We start from the raw sequence: 21,246 nt of genomic DNA, 5'->3' as shown, positions 1-21,246 counted from the left end.
AATGGTAGACAAGGTGAAAACTATTATATAAAATGAAAGCGCAGTATATTTTTTCTTGTAAATAGGTTAGGAGGATGGCAAATGAATATCCATGAGTACCAAGGGAAAGAACTCCTTCGAAAATACGGGGTTTCTGTACCAAATGGACGAGTGGCTTTTTCTGTGGATGAAGCAGTTGAAGCTGCAAAAGAACTTGGAACAGATGTAGTGGTAGTTAAAGCTCAAATCCATGCAGGTGGACGCGGTAAAGCTGGCGGGGTAAAAGTTGCTAAAAACCTTGATGAAGCTCGTACATATGCTGAAGAAATTCTTGGAAAAACATTAGTAACACACCAAACAGGTCCTGAAGGTAAAGAGGTTAAACGCCTACTTATTGAAGAAGGCTGTGATATTAAGAAGGAATATTACGTAGGTCTAGTATTAGACCGTGCTACATCACGTGTTGTTCTTATGGCCTCTGAAGAAGGCGGAACAGAGATTGAGGAAGTAGCAGAGAAAACTCCTGAAAAAATCTTTAAAGAAGTGATTGATCCTGCTGTAGGATTACAAGGCTATCAAGCTAGAAGAATCGCTTTTAACATTAACATTAAGAAAGAATTAGTTGGACAAGCTGTGAAATTCATGATGGGCTTATACCAAGCATTTGTTGAAAAGGATTGTTCAATTGCAGAAATTAATCCTTTAGTTGTTACTGGTGATGGAAAAGTTATGGCACTTGATGCGAAATTAAACTTTGATTCAAATGCACTATATCGCCACAAAGATATCGTAGAATATCGTGATCTTGAAGAAGAAGATGCAAAAGAAATTGAAGCATCTAAATATGACTTAAGCTATATTTCTTTAGACGGTAACATTGGATGTATGGTAAATGGTGCTGGTCTTGCAATGTCTACTATGGATATTATTAAGTTTTATGGCGGAGATCCGGCAAACTTCCTTGATGTTGGGGGCGGTGCAACTGCAGAAAAAGTAACAGAAGCATTTAAAATTATTCTATCTGATGAAAATGTTAAAGGTATTTTCGTTAACATCTTTGGTGGAATTATGAAATGTGATGTTATTGCAGAAGGTGTTGTAGAAGCAACAAAACAAGTAGGTTTAGAGATTCCACTTGTTGTACGTCTAGAAGGTACAAACGTAGATTTAGGAAAGAAAATTTTAAATGAGTCTGGTTTAAATATTACTTCTGCAGAATCTATGGCTGACGGCGCACAAAAAATCGTTTCATTAGTAGGGTAAGAAAGGCAGGGGACAATCATGAGTGTATTTATTAATAAAGATACGAAAGTTATCGTACAAGGTATCACTGGTTCAACAGCACTTTTCCATACAAAGCAAATGCTAGAATATGGTACAAATATTGTTGGTGGTGTAACACCTGGTAAAGGTGGAACTGAGGCGAGCGGTGTACCAGTTTTCAATACAGTTCAAGAAGCTGTTCAAAAAACTGGTGCTAATGCATCTGTAATTTATGTACCTGCTCCTTTCGCTGCTGATGCAATTATGGAAGGTGTAGACGCAGAATTAGATTTAGTTATCTGTATTACAGAGCATATTCCAGTACTGGATATGGTAAAGGTTAAACGTTATATGGAAGGCAAGAATACTCGCCTTGTAGGACCTAACTGCCCAGGTGTTATTACACCAGATGAATGTAAAATTGGTATTATGCCAGGTTATATTCATAAAAAAGGTCATGTAGGTGTTGTATCTCGATCAGGAACGCTTACATATGAAGCAGTTCATCAACTATCACAAGCTGGTATTGGGCAATCTACTGCTGTGGGTATTGGTGGAGACCCAGTTAATGGGACAAACTTTATTGATGTTCTTAAAGCTTTCAACGAAGATGAGGATACATATGCTGTCATCATGATCGGTGAAATCGGTGGTACTGCTGAAGAGGAAGCTGCAGAATGGGTTAAAGCAAATATGACTAAACCAGTTGTTGGCTTTATCGGTGGTCAAACAGCACCTCCAGGAAAGCGTATGGGCCATGCTGGTGCAATTATTTCAGGTGGTAAAGGTACTGCCGAAGAAAAAATCAAAACAATGAACGAATGCGGTATTAAAGTGGCTGAAACACCATCTGTTATGGGTGAAACACTTATTTCAGTACTTGAAGAGCAAGGTTTGTTAGAGAAATGTAAAACACATTAATTACATGTCAAAGAAGGGACAGGTTTTTGCCTGTTCCTTTTCATGGTGTTTAAAATTTCATAATTTGCTAGTTCAGAAAAGTAATAGTAGGAGGAGAACATGGACATTGTTACTAAAAGATTATTTCTATTATCACATTGTAAAGGTGTAAGTAATCAACTTCTTTATAAACTCTATAAAATTGACCCAACATTAAATATCTTTTACTCGCTTAATGATGATGAATGGACTTTTTATTTAAATGTGAAGAAAGATAAGGTTCATGCTATCAAGAAAGAATATAATTTAATAGATTTTGACTCACTTTATGAAAAATACATTGAGCACAATATATCTTTTGTTTCTTTATATGATGAAAAATATCCGCATTTGTTGAAAGAAATTTCCGACCCACCGCCAATAATGTATTATAAGGGGGATATTAGCTTAGCACAGCGTCGACATTTAATAAGTGTAGTTGGTACGAGGTATCCAACTGATTACGGTAAAAAAGCTCTAGAGCACCTTTTAAAGCCGCTTATTATTGATAATTGGGTAATTGTAAGTGGCATGGCTAAAGGAATTGATACATTAGGTCATGAAACAGCCCTACATAATGGTGGGAAAACGATTGCGGTTATTGCAGGTGGTTTATTTCATATCTATCCAAAACAAAATATACCATTAGCTAATGTACTTATGTCATCACATCTTATCCTCTCAGAACATCCCCCATTTACACCACCTCAAAAATGGCATTTTCCGATGAGAAACCGAATAATAAGTGGGTTATCAGAAGGGACAATTATTATTCAAGCAAAAAATAGAAGTGGTTCATTAATAACAGCATACCAAGCTCTTGAACAAAATCGCGAGGTATTTGCTGTACCTGGTTCCATATTTGATGAATGTAGTTCTGGTACTAATGAACTAATACAAAGCGGGGCAAAATTGGTTCAAAATGCATCACATATTATTGAAGAATTGCCAATCAATCATTAACGTTTTTGATTCAAAAGTATCAGTATTAAAAAGATAACTATGTACAAAATTTACAATATTAGTGAAAATATTCATGTTCTTTCTTATTAAATTGGTATATGATAAGGTTAATTTCTTTATTAGTGTTTGACAAATAGCATGGGAATATTTAATAATAGTGGAGATTTATATAGTGGAACTTCAGTCTCATGGGGTTTTTCCAATAGCAGTAAATGGATAGTTGGACATAACAGAATTTTACTAGTAGCATTCTTAATAGATTCTGATAACTACGCTTATATTGGAGTAAGGGCCAAACTAACAATTATAATCAAAAAATGAATAAGAAGGTCTCTTCTTTCTAAATGTGACCTAAGCGAAACATTCACATTCAAATAATCTTTCAATAAATTTAAGAACATAAAAGAAATATTAAAGAGAGAATACCTCTTAAGGAGGACAAAATGCATGTCGGACTATTTAGTCATTGTTGAATCACCTGCAAAAGCAAAAACGATTGAACGTTATTTAGGGAAAAAATATAAAGTAAAAGCATCAATGGGACATGTGAGGGATCTACCTAAAAGTCAAATTGGTGTTGATGTTGAACATAACTTTGAACCAAAGTATATTACAATTAGAGGTAAGGGTTCTGTTTTAAAGGAATTAAAGACTGCTGCTAAAAAGGCAAAAAAAGTTTACCTCGCAGCTGACCCGGATCGCGAAGGGGAAGCGATTGCATGGCATTTGGCACATAGCCTTGATGTTGATATACACTCTGACTGTCGTGTAGTATTTAATGAAATTACCAAGGATGCAATACAGGAGTCATTTAAACATCCCCGTTCAATTAACATGGATCTCGTCGATGCACAACAAGCTAGACGTGTCCTTGACAGACTTGTTGGCTATAAAATTAGCCCTATCCTGTGGAAAAAAGTAAAAAAAGGTCTAAGTGCTGGTCGAGTACAGTCTGTTGCTCTTCGGTTAATCATTGATCGAGAAAAAGAAATCAAAGACTTCATCCCAGAAGAGTACTGGTCAATTGATGGTCAGTTTTTAAAGGGACAAAAGGAATTTGATGCAGCTTTTTATGGTGTTAATGGAAAGAAAAAAGAGTTATCATCAGAGGAAGATGTTAAAGCAGTATTTCAAAATATTGAAGGAAACAAATTTACTGTCGATAAAGTAACAAAAAAAGAACGAAAGAGAAACCCTGCAGTACCTTTTATCACCTCAACTTTACAACAGGAGGCTGCACGTAAATTAAACTTTAGAGCAAGGAAAACAATGATGATTGCTCAGCAGCTTTACGAAGGTATTGATTTAGGTAAGGATGGTACAGTTGGATTAATCACCTATATGAGAACAGATTCAACAAGAATAGCTGAAACTGCTCAAGCAGAGGCAGCTCAATATATAGAAAATAAGTATGGAAAAGAATATCTTGGTACACAAACAAAAACTGCTAAGAAAAATTCGAATGCTCAAGATGCTCATGAAGCGATTCGTCCAACCTCAACTTTACGTGATCCTGCGTCACTGAAAGAGTTTTTGAGCAGAGATCAACTTAGATTATATAAGCTCATTTGGGAACGTTTTGTTTCAAGTCAAATGGCATCGGCTATATTGGATACAATGAGTGTTGATTTAACAAATAATGGTGTAATGTTCAGAGCAACTGGGTCTAAAATTAAGTTTCCTGGATTTATGAAAGTATATGTCGAAGGAAATGATGATCAAATCGAAGAAAAAGATCGATTACTGCCTGACTTAAAAGAGGGAGATGAGGTCTTTTCAAAAGATGTTGAACCTGCACAGCATTTTACCCAGCCACCTCCACGCTATACAGAGGCACGCTTAGTAAAAACATTAGAAGAATTAGGGATTGGTCGTCCTTCAACATATGCTCCAACATTAGATACAATTCAAAAGCGCGGCTATGTGGGACTTGATAATAAACGGTTTATTCCAACAGAGCTTGGTGAAATCGTACTAGAGCTTATCAGGGAGTTTTTTCCGGAAATTATCAATGTTGAGTTCACTGCAAATATGGAAAATAGTCTAGATGAAGTAGAAGATGGAAATATTCAGTGGATAAAAATACTTGATGATTTTTATAAAGATTTTTCTCCAAGATTAGAAAAAGCAGAAAATGAAATGGAAAAAATCGAAATTAAAGATGAACCTGCTGGGGTAGATTGCGAAGAGTGTGGTCATCATATGGTTTATAAAATGGGTAGATTTGGAAAGTTTATGGCTTGTTCAAATTTCCCTGATTGCCGTAATACTAAACCGATTGTTAAAGAAATAGGTGTTAAATGCCCTAATTGTGAAGAGGGTACGATAGTAGAACGAAAATCGAAAAAGCGCAGAATTTTTTACGGATGTAATCAATATCCAGAATGTGAATTCCTTTCTTGGGATAAACCAATTGCAAGAAGTTGTCCAAAATGTAACAATATGCTTGTTGAGAAAAAGCTGAAAAAGGGCATCCAAGTACAATGTATGGAATGTGATTATAAAGAGGAACAGCAAAAGTAGGTGAGCAGCTTTTAAGCTCACCTCTTTATAATTATTGAAAAAGAATTTATAGCTCAAGGAATTTATAAGGAATTTCTTATTTGATGGAGGGTAATTCAATAATGAACCAAGATGTAGTAGTAAATGTAATAGGTGCGGGATTAGCCGGTAGTGAAGCTGCTTGGCAATTAGCGAAAAGAGGTATTCCAGTTCGTTTATACGAAATGAGACCAGTTAAACAAACACCAGCACATCATACAGACAAGTTTGCAGAATTAGTTTGTAGTAACTCATTAAGAGCAAACACGTTAACTAATGCTGTTGGTGTATTAAAAGAAGAAATGAGAATTCTTGACTCAGTTATTATAAAAGCAGCTGATGAATGTGCTGTTCCTGCAGGAGGGGCTTTAGCGGTAGACCGACATGAGTTTGCTGCTAAAGTAACGGAGCTAGTTAAAGGACATCCAAATGTTACCGTTGTAACTGAAGAAGTTGGAGAAATTCTTAGTGGTCCAACAATTATTGCAACTGGTCCACTTACTTCAAAAAATCTTTCTGATCAACTTAAATCACTAACTGGTGAGGAATATTTATATTTCTATGATGCAGCCGCACCAATTATTGAAAAAGAAAGCATTGATATGGAAAAAGTATATTTAAAATCCCGATACGATAAAGGGGAAGCTGCTTATTTAAATTGCCCGATGACAGAGGAAGAATTCGATCGTTTTTATGAGGCATTAATCTCTGCAGAAACAGTTCCATTAAAAGAGTTTGAAAAAGAAATCTTCTTTGAAGGATGTATGCCAATTGAAGTAATGGCTAAAAGAGGTAGAAAAACTATGTTATTCGGTCCGTTAAAGCCGGTTGGTTTAGAAGATCCTAAAACAGGGAAAAGGCCCTTTGCTGTTATTCAACTCCGTCAAGATGATGCAGCGGGTACATTATATAATATAGTAGGTTTTCAAACACACCTTAAGTGGGGACCGCAAAAAGAAGTACTTTCATTAATTCCGGGTCTTGAAAATGCAGAAATTGTTCGTTACGGTGTTATGCATCGTAATACCTTCATCAACTCTCCTAGGCTTTTAAAAGCAACTTATCAATATAAAGATCGTGAAGATTTATTTTTCGCAGGGCAAATGACAGGTGTTGAAGGGTATGTTGAATCTGCTGCATCAGGGTTAGTAGCTGGTTTAAATGCTGCCCACTTTGTTTTAGGTAAAGATCTAGTCGAATTTCCAAATGAAACAGCGATCGGTAGTATGGCAAAATATATTACAACTACAAATGCTGATAATTTTCAACCAATGAATGCAAATTTTGGCATCTTTGCAGACTTACCTGTGCGTATCAAAAGTAAAAAAGAGCGAAATGAAATGCATGCAAATCGTGCCTTGGAAACAATTCAAAAAATTTCGAAAAATTTATAGAAATAATTTGCAAGGGCTACTAAAGTTGTGATAACATTTAGTAGCCCTTGTGAGGTGTTATGATGGAAAATGTTAAGATTTATTTAAATTTTTTCATAGAATATTTACAAATTGAGAAAAATTATTCACAATATACTATTGTGAATTATGCCACTGATATAGAGGACTTTTTTTCCTTTATGAAAGAACAAGCGATCCTACATCTAGAAGAAATTACATATAATGATACACGTTTATTTTTAACGCAGTTACATAATAGAAACTATTCTAGAAAAACAATTTCAAGAAAAGTATCCTCCTTAAGAAGCTTTTTTAAGTTTCTTGTTAGAGAAGAAAAACTTAGTGAAAATCCTTTTTCGTTAGTGTCATTACCGAAACGAGAACAGAAAATCCCCCAATTTCTTTATGAAGAAGAAATTGAAAATCTGTTTTCGATCTCAGATTGTACCACTCCATTAGGGCAAAGAAACCAGGCGCTAATAGAGGTTCTTTATGGAACTGGGATTCGTGTAAGTGAGTGTTGTAATATACGGTTAACAGATATTGACTTATATATTGGAACCGTACTTGTTCATGGGAAGGGTGGCAAGCAAAGATATGTTCCATTTGGCAGCTATGCCCAGGATTCGATTGAGCACTATTTAAGCCAAGGAAGAAAATTGTTAATAAGCAGATTAAAAGAACCTGATCAACATTCATATTTATTTGTCAATCATCGAGGTAGCCCTTTGACAGATCGTGGAGTGAGACACATATTAAATGAATTGATAAAAAAAGCATCCTCCACACTTCATATACACCCTCATATGTTTAGACATACATTTGCTACACATATGCTAAATGAAGGTGCTGATATGAGGAGTGTTCAAGAGCTATTAGGCCATGCACATTTGTCTTCTACTCAAGTGTACACCCATGTTACGAAAGAGCATTTAAAGAGGATTTACATGTCCCATCATCCACGAGCTTAAAAGCCAGATTATAGGAGGTAAAAAAATGTCTCAATTTCATGCGACAACAATATTTGCTATTCAGCATAATGGTGAGGCAGCAATGGCTGGTGATGGTCAAGTCACATTTGGCAATGCTGTTGTGATGAAGCATACTGCAAAGAAAGTTCGGAAAATATTTAATGGAAAAGTGATTGCAGGGTTCGCGGGTTCTGTTGCAGATGCGTTTACTTTGTTTGAGCTTTTTGAAAGCAGACTTGAAGAATATAATGGTAATTTACAACGTGCAGCTGTTGAATTAGCAAAAGAGTGGCGTAGTGATAAGGTGTTAAGAAGACTTGAAGCAATGCTTATCGTCATGAATGCAGAACACATTTTACTTGTTTCTGGTACAGGCGAAGTGATTGAACCTGATGACGGCATTTTAGCGATCGGTTCAGGTGGTAATTATGCTTTATCTGCTGGTCGAGCTTTAAAGCGTTACGCAGGTGAGAACTTAACTGCCAAGGATATTGCAAAAGGTTCATTGACTATTGCAGGTGAGATTTGTGTATATACCAATCAAAATATTATTGTCGAAGAGCTTTAATAAGGGAGGTAAATGGGTTGAATAAAGAACTAACACCAAAAGAAATTGTTGAACGATTAGATCAATATATTATAGGGCAAAAGGATGCAAAAAAGGCGGTAGCAGTTGCACTACGAAATCGCTATCGAAGAAGCTTATTAACCGAAAAGCTACGTGAAGAGGTAGTTCCTAAAAATATTTTAATGATCGGACCTACAGGTGTTGGAAAAACAGAAATTGCGAGAAGAATTGCAAAGCTTGCCCGAGCACCTTTTATTAAAGTTGAGGCGACAAAATTTACTGAAGTTGGTTATGTAGGTAGAGATGTTGAATCGATGGTACGTGATTTAGTTGAGACGGCAGTTCGTTTAGTGAAGGAAGAAAAAATTTCTGATGTAAAAGGTCTTGCAGAAGAGAATGCAAATAAGCGTTTAGTAGAGCTGCTTGTACCTGGAAAAAAGAAGCAATCTACTGCAAAAAACCCATTGGAAATGTTATTTGGCGGTGCCAGTAACCAAATAAACGAGCAAGAGGATAGTTCTGAAGAAACGTCGATTCAAGAAAAACGCCGTCGGATCGCACATCAATTAGCTCTAGGGGAATTAGAGGATCACTATGTGACGATCGAGGTTGAAGAGCAACAAGCATCGATGTTTGATATGCTTCAAGGCTCTGGTATGGAGCAAATGGGTATGAATATGCAGGATGCTTTAGGAAGCTTTATGCCAAAGAAAAAGAAAAAAAGAAAGCTTACTGTAAGAGAAGCAAGAAAAGTCGTTACGAATGAAGAAGCAAGTAAATTAATTGATATGGATGAAGTGACACAGGAAGCAGTCATTCGAGCTGAGCAAAGTGGAATCATCTTTATCGATGAGATTGATAAAATAGCTGGGAAATCGAAAGGTGGTTCATCTGCTGATGTTTCAAGAGAAGGGGTTCAACGCGACATCCTTCCAATTGTAGAAGGTTCCACAGTGGTAACCAAATATGGATCTGTAAAAACAGATCATGTCCTATTTGTTGCTGCTGGTGCTTTTCATATTGCGAAGCCATCAGATCTAATACCTGAACTGCAAGGTAGATTTCCTATTCGTGTAGAACTTACTAAGCTAAGTATTGATGATTTTGTTAAAATTTTAGTAGAACCTGATAATGCACTTTTAAAACAATATCAAGCATTAATTGAAACTGAAGGTATACAATTAGAATTTTCTGACGATGCTATACGTAAAATAGCAGAAGTTGCATTTGAAGTGAATCAGGATACAGATAATATCGGTGCGAGAAGATTACATACCATTCTTGAACGTCTACTAGAAGATTTATCTTTTGAAGCGCCTGATATAAATTTAGAAAAGATTGTTATTACACCTCAATATGTTGAAGACAAATTAGGTAAAATTTCAAAAAACAAAGATTTAAGTCAATTTATACTATAGGATCAATAATAATTTCTTATGTTGATTCTACTAGAAGGACGAAGCATTTTGCTAACAGATAGTAAATTCCGAACCTTCCAAATAACAATTTAATATGCTACAGGAGGAACCAATTATGGCTCTATTACAAAAAACGCGCAAGATTAATGCGATGCTCCAAAGAGCAGCTGGAAAACCAGTAAACTTTAAAGAAATGGCAGAAACGTTAAGTGACGTGATCAAGGCAAATATTTTCGTTGTTAGCCGAAGAGGTAAACTACTAGGTTTTGCGGTAAATCAACAAATTGAAAACGATCGTATGAAAAAAATGCTTGAAGATCGTCAATTTCCTGAAGAATATACAAACAATCTTTTTAACATTACTGAAACATCTTCTAACATTGATGTTGAAAGTGAATATACCGCATTTCCGGTAGAAAATCGTGAATTATTCCAAAATGGTTTAACAACAATTGTGCCAATTATTGGCGGTGGTGAGCGTCTTGGTACACTTATTTTAGCAAGAGTACAAGAGCAATTTGAAGATGAAGATTTAATTCTTGCGGAGTACGGTGCTACAGTTGTAGGTATGGAAATTCTTCGTGAAAAATCCGAAGAAATCGAAGAAGAAGCAAGAAGTAAAGCTGTTGTACAAATGGCAATTAGTTCATTATCTTATAGTGAATTAGAAGCAATTGAACATATATTCGAAGAATTAAACGGCAAAGAAGGTCTTTTAGTTGCAAGTAAAATTGCAGATCGAGTTGGGATTACACGGTCAGTCATTGTAAATGCACTTCGCAAACTTGAAAGTGCTGGTGTGATCGAATCACGCTCATTAGGTATGAAAGGAACATATATCAAGGTATTAAATGATAAGTTCCTATTGGAATTGGAAAAGTTAAAAACTAATTAATCAAAAAAGCACTTCAAGTTTAAACTTGAGGTGCTTTTTTGATGTTCGAAAAATGGAAAAATATTATACCTGCCTTGTTGTAGATTAATGTGTTATTTTGATATAAGCGATGAAATGAAAAATTCTACTTAATAAGAATCTTATCTTAATTTTTGAATCATCAGTTTTATGTAGTTTTTATAGGTACATAGTCCTTATTTTGGAATTGATAGAAAATCCGACTTTTTTTTACAGTAGCTTAATAGACTTTAAGCCTATTATTTCATACAATTAAAATATCAATTAACAAAATTCGACACTATACGATACGTGTGAATTTTTATTTTTGTGGGGGTAACCATGAAATTATTTTCTAATACAATAAATAACCTTGAACAAGCACTAAGTCAATCAACTACGAAACAAAGAGTTATCTCAAATAATATAGCAAATGTAGATACTCCGAACTATAAGGCTCAAGATGTTCGTTTTAATAATGCTCTTAGTAATGAAATGCAAAAGTTACAAGCAAATAAAACTAACAATAAACATTTTGTTTTTGGTTCTACTTCATCAGGTTATCAAATCACTAATAGAGCGAATACCAACTACCAACACAATGGAAACAATGTAGATATTGATAAAGAAATGACGGAAATGGCAAAAAATCAAATTCATTATAACGCGTTAATCGACCGTTTAAGTAGTAAATTTTCTTCATTAAAAACAGTAATTAAAGGTGGAAATTAAAGCATGTCAATCTTTCAATCAATTAATACGTCGGCATCTGCTCTGACAGCACAACGAGTTAGAATGGATGTTATATCATCTAATATGGCTAATATGGATACGACTAGAGGAGAGATGGTTGATGGGGAATGGCAACCATACCGTAGGAAAATGGTTGTAACTCAGCCACAAGGTAATCAATTCTCATCCTTTTTAAACAAGGCTATGGGCTCATCCTCGACAGTGGATGGTGTAAAAGTAACAGAAATTGTCGAAGATGACACACCATTTGAACTTATCTATGATCCTGACCATCCTGATGCAAATGATGAAGGATATGTAGCTATGCCAAACGTTGACCCATTAAAGGAAATGGTAGACCTTATTAGTAGTACTAGGTCATATGAAGCGAATGTGACTGCAATGAATGCAACAAAAGAGATGTTAATGAAAGCATTAGAAATTGGAAAATAGGGTGGATTAAATGATAAACAAGGTAAATCCTTTTCAACTAACTACACAACCAACTCAAATACAACTAAAAACTAATTCTTTAATGGATAATACGAGTACAAGTAAAACTAGCTTTGCTGATTCATTAAAACAAGCGATAAATCAAGTGAATCAATCACAAATTGAGTCAGATAAAATGACAGAGGCGCTTGCTACTGGTAAAAATGTTGAATTACATGATGTGATGATAACAGCTCAAAAAGCTAGCGTTTCGATGACCCTTGCAGTTGAGGTTCGCAATAAAGCGATTGAAGCTTATCAAGAAATGATGAGAATGCAAGTATAGTAATTGTTCTTACGTTTAAGGACGGTTATCGGTAACTACAAAAAGAATATGTCATCATAACCGGGGGACTATATGAATGAACGAAAAGTTAAAAAATACGACAAATAAACTAAATGGGATATGGCAGCAAAGAAGTAAAGTGCAGAAAACCTTAATCATTACTGGTGCACTTTTATTTTTTGTGTTCGCAGGTTTATTAACATTTTTTGTGTCAAAGCCTAATTTAGTTCCTTTATATTCAAATCTTTCACCAGCAGAGACTGGACAAATAAAAGAAACTCTGGATTCCAAAGGTATTCAATCTGAAATTTCAAATAATGGTGCTACTATTTTGGTGCCAAAAGAGCAAGTTGATATATTAATGGTTGAGCTTGCTGCTGAAGGAGTTCCAGATTCAGGTACAATTGATTACTCCTATTTTGGTCAGGATTCTGGTTTTGGAATGACTGATAAAGAATTTGATGTCATAAAGTTAAAGGCGACACAGACTGAGCTTGCCAATTTAATGATGGGGATTGAGGGTGTTAATGATGCAAATGTCATGATTAACCTCCCAGCAGAATCTGTATTTGTTGGTGAGCAGCAAGAAGGTTCATCAGCTTCGGTAGTTCTTAATTTAAAACCTGGTGCCAGTTTAGATCAAGAAAAAGTAAATGCACTTTTTCATTTAGTGTCAAAAAGTGTTCCAAACCTTACTACAGATAACATTGTCATAATGGATCAAAACTTTAATTACTATGATCTTAATAATGGTGAAAATTCTACAGCAGGAACTAGCTATGCATCTCAGCAGGAAATCAAGTCGCAAATTGAACAGGATATTCAGCGTGATGTCCAAAAAATGCTTGGTACGATGATTGGACAGGATAAGGTTGTTGTTTCTGTTACTACTGATATCGACTTTACTCAAGAAAATCGAGAAGAAAACATTATTACTCCTGTAGGAGAAGATAGCGATGAAGGAATTGCAGTAAGTGTTGAACGAATTACAGAGGCTTACACAGGTAACGGAGCTGCGGCTGCTGGTGGAGTTAATGGAACTGGTGAAACTGATGTTCCTGGCTATGAAGCTACAACCGAAACCACAGGTGACGGAGATTATGAACGAATTGAAGAGAGAATAAATAATGAAGTAAACCGTATAAATAAACAAATTGTTGAAAGCCCATTTAAAATTCGTGACTTAGGAATTCAAGTTATGGTAGAGCCACCTGATCCAGAAGATCCTCTTTCATTCACAGCAGAGCGAGAAGAAGATATTCAACAAATTCTCTCAACTGTTATCCGAACATCAATTAATAAAGATTCTACCGAAGAACCATTAACAGACGAACAAATTGCCGAAAAAGTGGTTGTTTCTGTCCAACCGTTTGATGGTAAACAACAATTTGCTGAAACAGAAGCAACACAAGTCATACCAATGTGGATGTACATTGTTGCTGGTGGTTTATTATTGGCAATTGTTATTTTAGTAATTTTGTTAGTTAGAAAGAAAAAACAAGATGATATAGAGTTAGACGATGAAGAGGATTATACGATTGATGAGACGATTAGAGTACAAGATATAAATAATGAAGTCGAAACAGAAGGTACTGTTCGTAAAAAACAGCTCGAAAAAATGGCTAAAGAAAAGCCTGAAGATTTTGCTAAGCTTTTACGTACATGGATTACAGAGGAATAGGGGGGTAAGTTTATGGCAAGAAAAGACAATTCTAATACACTAAATGGCAAGCAAAAAGCTGCTATCCTCTTAATCTCATTAGGTCCTGAAGTCTCAGCATCAATATATAAACATTTGTCTGAGGAAGAAATTGAGAAATTAACGTTAGAAATATCCGGTGTTCGAAAAGTTGAGGCAAATAAGAAGGAAGAAATTATTGAAGAATTTCATGATATTGCAATGGCTCAGGACTATATCTCTCAGGGTGGTATAGCATTCGCAAAGCAAATTCTTGAAAAGGCTTTAGGTGGTGAAAAAGCAACTAGTATTATTCAACGATTAACATCGTCATTACAAGTTAGACCTTTTGATTTTGCAAGAAAAGCAGATCCAGGACAAATTTTGAACTTTATCCAAAATGAGCATCCACAAACAATTGCACTTGTTTTATCCTATCTTGAGCCAGCCCAGTCAGGTCAAATATTATCTGAGTTGCCACAAGAGCTGCAAGCTGATGTAGCAAGGAGAATAGCTGTTATGGATCGAACTTCTCCTGAGATTATTAATGAAGTAGAGCAAATTCTAGAACGGAAGCTTTCATCTACAGTCACACAAGATTTTACCCAAACGGGTGGAATTGAAGCAGTAGTAGAAGTGTTAAATGGAGTTGATCGTTCTACAGAAAGAACAATTCTTGACTCACTTGAAATTCAAGATCCAGTACTTGCGGAAGAAATTAAAAAGAGAATGTTTGTCTTTGAGGACATCGTAACACTTGATAATCGTGCAATCCAACGAGTCATCAGAGATGTTGAAAATGAAGATTTAATGCTTTCGCTTAAAGTTGCAAGTGAGGAAGTTAGAGATGTTGTCTTTAAAAACATGTCGAAACGAATGGTTGATACTTTTAAAGAAGAAATGGAATACATGGGACCCGTTAGGCTGCGCGATGTAGAAGAGGCTCAATCTAGAATCGTTGGCGTAATTAGAAGATTAGAAGAAGCTGGTGAGATTGTCATCGCTCGTGGTGGAGGAGATGATATTATTGTCTAGGTTGATTAAAGTGCAATACTATAAAAATGACAATGATAAACAACCAATAGCTGTACAAGGGCTAGAAGTACTGCTAAACGAAAAATATAAACACATAAATGACCCAGAGACAGATATGCACGCTTCATATATTATTCAAACTGCTAAAGAAGAGGCAGAGCAATTAATTCAATCAGCTCAAGCTGAAAAAACAAGGTTACAACAACAAATAGAAAATGACCGGAGAGCTTGGGAACAAGAGCATGAACAGCTATATGAGCAAGTAAGACAAGAAGGTTATGCTGAAGGTTTAGAACTAGGTAGACAAGAGGCTTTAAGGCAATATCAAGGTTATATTGAAGATTCACAGAGGATCGTTGACATGGCGAAAAAAGACTATGATGAAACGATTCAATCGGCAGAGGATACGATTTTATCTTTATCAATTAAACTGGCCGAAAAGATAATTGCAGCAAAATTAGCTGAATCACCTGACAAATTTTTACCGCTTATCCAACAAGGTTTAAATGAAGTAAAAGAATATGAAAATATAAAAATACATGTTCATCCATCATATTATGAACTTTTGTTAAGTCATAAGGATGAATTGAAATTATTAGTGACAAATGACACTGACATAAGTATATATGCTAGTGCAGAGTTAAATGTAGATGACTGTTATATTGAATCTGCTTTTGGACGGATTGACGTTAGTATTGATACTCAATTAAAGCAATTAAAAAATCAGTTATTACAATTACTGGATGAAGGGTGATCCTCAATTGAAAGCATTGGACTTGATTCATACAATTGATTCACTAGATTCCTATAAACGCTATGGTAAAGTAAAAAGAGTAGTTGGACTTATGATTGAATCAAGAGGTCCAGAAAGCTCAATTGGAGATCTGTGCTATATCTACACAGGATCAAACAAAAAATCAAAGATTCCAGCTGAGGTAGTAGGTTTTAAGGATGAAAATGTACTGCTAATGCCATATTTACAAGTAACAGATATCTCACCTGGTAGTATTGTAGAAGCAACAGAAGATCCATTAAAAATTAAGGTTGGTACAGGATTAATCGGTAAAGTAATTGACGCCTTTGGACAACCTATGGATGACTCAATTTTACCTAAAGGCTTAACATATGTACCTACCGATCAATCACCGCCAAATCCAATGAAACGGCCGCCAATTCATGAAAAGATAGAAGTTGGTGTGCGAGTAATAGATAGCTTATTAACAGTAGGTAAGGGGCAACGTGTTGGTATTTTTGCAGGTAGTGGTGTTGGGAAAAGTACCTTGATGGGGATGATTGCCCGCAATACGAACGCAGATATAAATGTAATTGCTCTTATCGGAGAACGTGGTCGTGAAGTCCGAGAATTCATAGATCGAGATTTAGGTCCCGTAGGATTGAAAAGATCTGTCGTGATTGTAGCTACTTCAGATCAGCCAGCCCTAATGAGACTAAAAGCAGCATATACTGCAACTGCTGTAGCAGAATATTTTCGTGATAAAGGGTTAAATGTCATGTTTATGATGGACTCGGTAACACGAGTTGCCATGGCACAACGTGAAATCGGACTAGCTATTGGTGAACCACCGACCACAAAAGGATATACACCTTCAGTTTTTGCCATTCTTCCGAAGCTTTTAGAACGAACAGGGACAAATGAGCATGGGTCAATTACCGCATTTTATACAGTCCTGGTTGATGGAGATGATTTGAATGAACCCATTTCAGATACTGTCCGTGGAATTCTTGATGGGCATATTGTTTTAGATCGTCAGCTTGCAAATAAAGGCCAATTTCCTGCAATAAACGTGTTAAAAAGTATAAGTCGTGTTATGAACCATATTGCTGATCAAGACCATCGATCTTCAGCAACAAAACTCAGGGATCACCTATCAACCTATTTGAACTCAGAAGACTTAATCAATATTGGAGCCTATAAAAGAGGGTCTTCACGTGAAATTGATGACGCAATAAAATTTTATCCGAAAATCATTTCCTACTTAAAACAAAATGTAGAAGACAAAGTTACGATTGAGCAGAGTATTTATTCGCTTATTCAGTTAATGGAAAAAGGTGAATTTTAATGACTTACCAATTTCGATTTCAAAAAGTTATGGATATAAAAGAAGATGAAAAGGAGAAATCGTTAGCAGAATACAATCAATCGGTTAATGATTTTGAAAATGTAGCTCAAAAACTTTACGATTCACTAAAACAAAAAGAAGTGTTGGAAGAGAATACTCTTTCTAGACTCAATCAAGGAATGCAAGTTCAAGAAATAAGGCACTATCAACAATTTGTTAATAATTTGGAAAAGACAATATCGCACTATCAAAAACTTGTGGTTATGACTCGAAGTCGGATGAATGAAAAGCAAGTAAAGCTTATGAAGCACAATATCGAAGTTAAAAAGTATGAAAAGCTAAAAGAAAAACAACAAGAAGATTACCAAATAGGTATTAAGTATATTGAAAACAAGTATATGGATGATCTCTCAATTCAGACATATATGTATCGAGGAAATTAGGTGGAAGATCGATGGAAAATAAGAAACAAGAATATGGTAAATTCCAATGGTTTTTCTTCGTTATTTTAATTCCGACTATCTTCACAGCTACGTTAGTCCTAGTAATCTTGTCAGTTGCTGGATTTGATGTCTTGGGCAAAACAAAGACACTCTTAGCAGGAGTACCAGTGGTTGAAAAATTGTTTAATGATGATAAACAGGAAACAACAACTGATGCAGAAGTAGCTGTGAAGGAAGCTACACAACAAAAGGATGAGAAAGAAAAACTCGAGAAGACAATCCAAGAACAATCATCAATAATTGGTGCATTAGAAAATGATGTAACGATTAAAGAAAAGGAAATTCAAAATTTAAATCAAGAAATAAACTCTCTAGAATCTCAAATTGAAGACATAAATAATGCTAAATCAGAAAACAAGTCGAAGGATATTGCAAAGCTGTACGATAGTATGACAAGTAAAAAAGCAGCTGAAATCATTCCTAATTTAAATGAGGCAGATGCAATGCTTATTCTTACATCTTTAGATGACAAACAGGTAGCAGATATATTAACAAAAATGACTGTTGATGATGCAGTAAAATATACAAATCTATTAGCATCAACAACTGAATAGAAGGGTGGTGAATTAGTGAAAATCGCTCCACTATTACAAATGATGAATCAAAATGTAAGTTCATTCAGAACAATTCATAATTTAGGTGGTTCGAGGTTTAGTGAGTTTTTAGTTGGTGATCAAGGAATAAAACAACTACCTAATATTGGTCAAAATAAAGCATCTACTGAAGATGTTTCCTTGCAACAAATTACTGATGAATTGAAGGCTATCATAGGTGGGGGTTCACTTGATCATGTAAGCAAAAATACTAGCTTTCACGAAAATGACCATCCCATTGATACTAAATCATCAACTGTGTCACTGCTTGAAAATCAAATAATAAGTAATTTTAATGATGCTGAATCTGTAAAAGAATTGATTGAGCAAGTTATACCTTCACCAACTGCAGTGGGAATCCTAACGTTAGTAAAAGCGATTGAAGAATTACCTAAAGATGAAAAAGTGGATTTTTCACCATTTTTATCTAAGTTAAATGATGTGTTAGACCAAGAGTATTCTAGTTATCATAATGCTAATTCCTTTTCATTATTAAGCATGACGCAAGCAATTGATCAGATGAATGAAAATGACAAATCCTTAATCGAAGGAGAAATATTATTAATTAAGTGGACATCAGATGATGATTCAACAAGGTTACAAACCATTGATAAATTAATCGAGATAAATAATAAATTAACCGAAACAAATATCATGCCAATACAAGAACCACAGATGAAAAAAGAAATTATTAATGATATTTTAACTGTGCCCTCTGATGATGAGATTAAGCGTAATTTACGTACTATTTTTGAACAAGTAGATTTAACAACGGTAAAATCGATCGTTAACAAAACTGTAGAAAATCTTTTTGCTTCAGAAGCTCCAGCTAGTCAGTTAAATCAATCAGTTAATTATGATGATAGGTTTGGAGAGATAAGGTTTTTTTCTGAAGAATTGATTGTCAAAGAAGACAAACAACTTGAAAGAAACAAGTTGAATTTATCATCTGAAAGCATTAATCAGGCTTCAAATATAGAATCACAACATGAAAGAGTTATTGATCAAATCGTTCCATTAGATTCAATTAAAACAATTGAGGAAGTATTCCAACTAGTACAATCAAGTCTATATTTGCTCTCTGATCAAGTTGGACTTGATATTAATGATATAGAAAAAGAAATTACTAGTATGATAAATCAGTATTCCCTCAGTAAAAGTATAGACCATAATTCAGTTAATCTGGTTAGCCTAGTTAATCCAAATAATGCAGTAAATCCTGAGAATGCGGTTAATCCGGTTAACCCAGAAATTCCAGTAATTATTACCCAAAATGAAATTAAACAAACTGAACATAACACTCCATTAATTAATCAAATACTCACAATTGCTACAACTGCAGATCAAGTAGCAAATAAATTCACAGTTGATATTAACACCGTTTTATCTGAAATTGACAATTTACAAAAATCAAATATCGGTTTAACTAGACCGATTATTCAAGCAAGTATACATTCTAATAGAACACAGGATCATGACAATGTTACAAATGAATTGATTCGACCAATTACGCCGCTAATAAAGGGAGTACAAGCTTTTGTGAACGGTATCGAATTATCAACACAGTTTTCAATTGATATGAATGAATTATACTCAAAAGTTGAAAAAAGTATTCAAACACTATTTTCCGATAATATACAGATAGGAAAAAAAGGAACTATTTTTGAAGAAATTCCTGTTCTATACGATAGATTAATAACCAAACTCTCAAAACAGGACGGGAAATTCTTCAGAGAAATCACTGACGGAATGTCAAGTAATATTCAAGAGTTAAATAGTAAAATAAATGTCCAGGCCGAGCGAATGAATCCATCGATAAGTAGAAGTGATACTACAAGACTACAAACGATAGATTTAACCTTTTCACAACTTCAACCCCAAGAAGTAGCAAAGGCGATTGAAGTACGAGAAGAAACGTTTACAATTCATTTAGACAAACTTATCGCTAAACCAAATATTTTATCTGGAGAAAACCAAAAGTCTGAAGCCACAACGCGGCAGGAATTTACAAATCAATTATTGAATGCGTTTAAAACAAGCAAATTTTCACAACTTCCAAATGGAGCAAATCGTTTAGTAATCAAATTAAATCCTGAACACCTGGGATCGCTTACTGTTAGGCTTGTACAAAAAAATGGTGAGATGGTTGCAAGGATCATCACATCAACTGAGTCTGCCAAGGACCTACTTGATCATAGTATTCATCAATTAAAGCAAGCCTTACCATCGATACAAATAGAGATCGAAAGGTTTGAAGTGATTTCAGAACAAGTTGTAAAAACATATAAGGATCAAAATCAAGAACAAGAAGAAAAACATGAAAAAGATTTCGAGAATTCTAGGCGTGAAGAAGAACCTGAGACTGAACAAAGCTTTATAGAATCATTAAAAGAAGCATTAAATACAACTGTGTAAGGAGGATAAATGATGACTTCAATAGATCCTAGTTTACTAATTTCAAATAAGCATAGTACAACTAGCACAGGTAATTCGAGTCTTGGGAAGGATGAATTTTTAAAAATATTGATGTCCCAGTTACAAAATCAAGATCCACTTAATCCTATGGAAGATAAAGAATTTATCGCTCAGATGGCTCAATTCTCAACACTTGAACAAACAACAAATATGTCAACTATGTTAGAAAAGTTCATAAAAACCCAAACACAAAGTGACTCTATTTTAAAATATTCTGAAATGATTGGAAAACAAGTTGAATGGAAGGCCACTGAAGAAACTGGTAACGGCATTGTTAAATCGATTAAACAAAGTGATACAGGGATCATATTAGAGCTTGATAATGGTGAAGAAATTACAAACGATTCTATTACAAAAATTAGTAAGGCTGAGTAACAATTTAACTTACTGCAATTGAACATAACTATTCAGCCACGGGATCAATAATGAATCATTACTAAGGC

The 21,246-nt window shown here is 34.9% G+C and carries 20 protein-coding genes; all 20 read left to right on the top strand.

The genetic code is table 11. The features are described 5' to 3' along the window. Positions 1-81 precede the first annotated feature (81 nt). The 20 genes from sucC (at position 82) to flgD (ending at position 21,178) form a co-directional block, all read left to right on the top strand. Positions 82-1,242 carry an ADP-forming succinate--CoA ligase subunit beta gene (gene sucC / locus WCV66_RS19880; RefSeq protein ID WP_066337792.1) on the top strand — a complete coding sequence of 387 codons (1,161 nt, stop codon included), beginning with the start codon at positions 82-84 and terminating at the stop codon, positions 1,240-1,242. 18 nt (positions 1,243-1,260) lie between these two features. Then, positions 1,261-2,163, top strand: a complete 903-nt coding sequence (gene sucD / locus WCV66_RS19875) for a succinate--CoA ligase subunit alpha (RefSeq protein WP_066337789.1) — start codon at positions 1,261-1,263, stop codon at positions 2,161-2,163. 99 nt (positions 2,164-2,262) lie between these two features. After that, positions 2,263-3,144: a DNA-processing protein DprA gene (gene dprA, locus WCV66_RS19870; RefSeq protein WP_338786629.1), complete on the top strand. Its 882-nt coding sequence runs from the start codon at positions 2,263-2,265 to the stop codon at positions 3,142-3,144. 447 nt (positions 3,145-3,591) lie between these two features. Next, positions 3,592-5,667, top strand: coding sequence for a type I DNA topoisomerase (gene topA, locus WCV66_RS19865; RefSeq protein ID WP_066337786.1), 2,076 nt, complete (start codon positions 3,592-3,594; stop codon positions 5,665-5,667). Positions 5,668-5,768: 101 nt separating this feature from the next. Then, positions 5,769-7,079, top strand: coding sequence for an FADH(2)-oxidizing methylenetetrahydrofolate--tRNA-(uracil(54)-C(5))-methyltransferase TrmFO (gene trmFO / locus WCV66_RS19860; protein ID WP_338786628.1), 1,311 nt, complete (start codon positions 5,769-5,771; stop codon positions 7,077-7,079). Positions 7,080-7,141: 62 nt separating this feature from the next. Further along, complete coding sequence (xerC, locus tag WCV66_RS19855; protein WP_338786627.1) at positions 7,142-8,050, top strand: tyrosine recombinase XerC; 909 nt, start codon at positions 7,142-7,144, stop codon at positions 8,048-8,050. 25 nt (positions 8,051-8,075) lie between these two features. Next, positions 8,076-8,618, top strand: a complete 543-nt coding sequence (gene hslV / locus WCV66_RS19850) for an ATP-dependent protease subunit HslV (protein WP_066337780.1) — start codon at positions 8,076-8,078, stop codon at positions 8,616-8,618. A 17-nt stretch (positions 8,619-8,635) separates the two neighbouring features. Then, positions 8,636-10,036: an HslU--HslV peptidase ATPase subunit gene (gene hslU, locus WCV66_RS19845; RefSeq protein ID WP_338786626.1), complete on the top strand. Its 1,401-nt coding sequence runs from the start codon at positions 8,636-8,638 to the stop codon at positions 10,034-10,036. Between the two features lie 115 nt (positions 10,037-10,151). Beyond that, complete coding sequence (gene codY, locus WCV66_RS19840) at positions 10,152-10,931, top strand: GTP-sensing pleiotropic transcriptional regulator CodY (RefSeq protein ID WP_066337778.1); 780 nt, start codon at positions 10,152-10,154, stop codon at positions 10,929-10,931. 339 nt (positions 10,932-11,270) lie between these two features. Further along, a complete protein-coding gene (gene flgB / locus WCV66_RS19835; protein ID WP_338786624.1) occupies positions 11,271-11,660 on the top strand; it encodes a flagellar basal body rod protein FlgB in 390 nt (129 codons plus the stop codon). A 3-nt stretch (positions 11,661-11,663) separates the two neighbouring features. Continuing rightward, on the top strand, positions 11,664-12,113 hold the full coding sequence (flgC, locus tag WCV66_RS19830) for a flagellar basal body rod protein FlgC (RefSeq protein ID WP_338786623.1): 450 nt from the start codon (positions 11,664-11,666) through the stop codon (positions 12,111-12,113). A gap of 10 nt (positions 12,114-12,123) precedes the next feature. After that, positions 12,124-12,438: a flagellar hook-basal body complex protein FliE gene (gene fliE, locus WCV66_RS19825; protein ID WP_338786622.1), complete on the top strand. Its 315-nt coding sequence runs from the start codon at positions 12,124-12,126 to the stop codon at positions 12,436-12,438. A gap of 76 nt (positions 12,439-12,514) precedes the next feature. After that, on the top strand, positions 12,515-14,119 hold the full coding sequence (fliF, locus tag WCV66_RS19820) for a flagellar basal-body MS-ring/collar protein FliF (RefSeq protein WP_338786621.1): 1,605 nt from the start codon (positions 12,515-12,517) through the stop codon (positions 14,117-14,119). Positions 14,120-14,131: 12 nt separating this feature from the next. Then, positions 14,132-15,151, top strand: coding sequence for a flagellar motor switch protein FliG (gene fliG, locus WCV66_RS19815; protein ID WP_338786619.1), 1,020 nt, complete (start codon positions 14,132-14,134; stop codon positions 15,149-15,151). Beyond that, complete coding sequence (fliH, locus tag WCV66_RS19810; RefSeq protein WP_338786618.1) at positions 15,144-15,905, top strand: flagellar assembly protein FliH; 762 nt, start codon at positions 15,144-15,146, stop codon at positions 15,903-15,905. The genes fliG and fliH overlap by 8 nt, the downstream gene beginning before the upstream one ends. Positions 15,906-15,912: 7 nt before the next feature. Next, the gene (fliI, locus tag WCV66_RS19805; RefSeq protein ID WP_338786617.1) at positions 15,913-17,232 is read left to right on the top strand and encodes a flagellar protein export ATPase FliI; all 1,320 of its coding nucleotides are present in this window, start codon (positions 15,913-15,915) and stop codon (positions 17,230-17,232) included. Next, the gene (fliJ, locus tag WCV66_RS19800; protein WP_066337755.1) at positions 17,232-17,675 is read left to right on the top strand and encodes a flagellar export protein FliJ; all 444 of its coding nucleotides are present in this window, start codon (positions 17,232-17,234) and stop codon (positions 17,673-17,675) included. The genes fliI and fliJ overlap by 1 nt, the downstream gene beginning before the upstream one ends. Before the next feature lie 11 nt (positions 17,676-17,686). Then, entirely contained in the window at positions 17,687-18,289 is a 603-nt protein-coding gene (locus tag WCV66_RS19795; RefSeq protein WP_338786616.1) for a MotE family protein, read from the top strand. Positions 18,290-18,304: 15 nt separating this feature from the next. Continuing rightward, entirely contained in the window at positions 18,305-20,743 is a 2,439-nt protein-coding gene (locus WCV66_RS19790) for a flagellar hook-length control protein FliK (RefSeq protein WP_338786615.1), read from the top strand. A 12-nt stretch (positions 20,744-20,755) separates the two neighbouring features. Further along, on the top strand, positions 20,756-21,178 hold the full coding sequence (gene flgD / locus WCV66_RS19785; protein ID WP_413789600.1) for a flagellar hook assembly protein FlgD: 423 nt from the start codon (positions 20,756-20,758) through the stop codon (positions 21,176-21,178). Positions 21,179-21,246: the final 68 nt, after the last annotated feature.

It is taken from the genome of Metabacillus rhizosphaerae (assembly GCF_037201795.1).
In the GTDB taxonomy this organism is placed as follows: Bacteria; Bacillota; Bacilli; order Bacillales; family Bacillaceae; genus Metabacillus; species Metabacillus rhizosphaerae.
The sequence above is the reverse complement of the archived record's forward strand: the minus strand, read 5'-3'. Positions and strand labels throughout refer to the sequence as shown.

Excerpts from the sequence above, each read along its gene's own strand:
- sucC (WP_066337792.1), top strand. The coding sequence starts at position 82 with ATGAATATCCATGAGTACCAAGGGAAAGAACTCCTTCGAAAATACGGG.
- sucD (WP_066337789.1), top strand. The coding sequence starts at position 1,261 with ATGAGTGTATTTATTAATAAAGATACGAAAGTTATCGTACAAGGTATC.
- dprA (WP_338786629.1), top strand. The coding sequence starts at position 2,263 with ATGGACATTGTTACTAAAAGATTATTTCTATTATCACATTGTAAAGGT.
- topA (WP_066337786.1), top strand. The coding sequence starts at position 3,592 with ATGTCGGACTATTTAGTCATTGTTGAATCACCTGCAAAAGCAAAAACG.
- trmFO (WP_338786628.1), top strand. The coding sequence starts at position 5,769 with ATGAACCAAGATGTAGTAGTAAATGTAATAGGTGCGGGATTAGCCGGT.
- xerC (WP_338786627.1), top strand. The coding sequence starts at position 7,142 with ATGGAAAATGTTAAGATTTATTTAAATTTTTTCATAGAATATTTACAA.
- hslV (WP_066337780.1), top strand. The coding sequence starts at position 8,076 with ATGTCTCAATTTCATGCGACAACAATATTTGCTATTCAGCATAATGGT.
- codY (WP_066337778.1), top strand. The coding sequence starts at position 10,152 with ATGGCTCTATTACAAAAAACGCGCAAGATTAATGCGATGCTCCAAAGA.
- flgB (WP_338786624.1), top strand. The coding sequence starts at position 11,271 with ATGAAATTATTTTCTAATACAATAAATAACCTTGAACAAGCACTAAGT.
- flgC (WP_338786623.1), top strand. The coding sequence starts at position 11,664 with ATGTCAATCTTTCAATCAATTAATACGTCGGCATCTGCTCTGACAGCA.
- fliE (WP_338786622.1), top strand. The coding sequence starts at position 12,124 with ATGATAAACAAGGTAAATCCTTTTCAACTAACTACACAACCAACTCAA.
- fliF (WP_338786621.1), top strand. The coding sequence starts at position 12,515 with ATGAACGAAAAGTTAAAAAATACGACAAATAAACTAAATGGGATATGG.
- fliG (WP_338786619.1), top strand. The coding sequence starts at position 14,132 with ATGGCAAGAAAAGACAATTCTAATACACTAAATGGCAAGCAAAAAGCT.
- fliJ (WP_066337755.1), top strand. The coding sequence starts at position 17,232 with ATGACTTACCAATTTCGATTTCAAAAAGTTATGGATATAAAAGAAGAT.
- WCV66_RS19795 (WP_338786616.1), top strand. The coding sequence starts at position 17,687 with ATGGAAAATAAGAAACAAGAATATGGTAAATTCCAATGGTTTTTCTTC.
- flgD (WP_413789600.1), top strand. The coding sequence starts at position 20,756 with ATGACTTCAATAGATCCTAGTTTACTAATTTCAAATAAGCATAGTACA.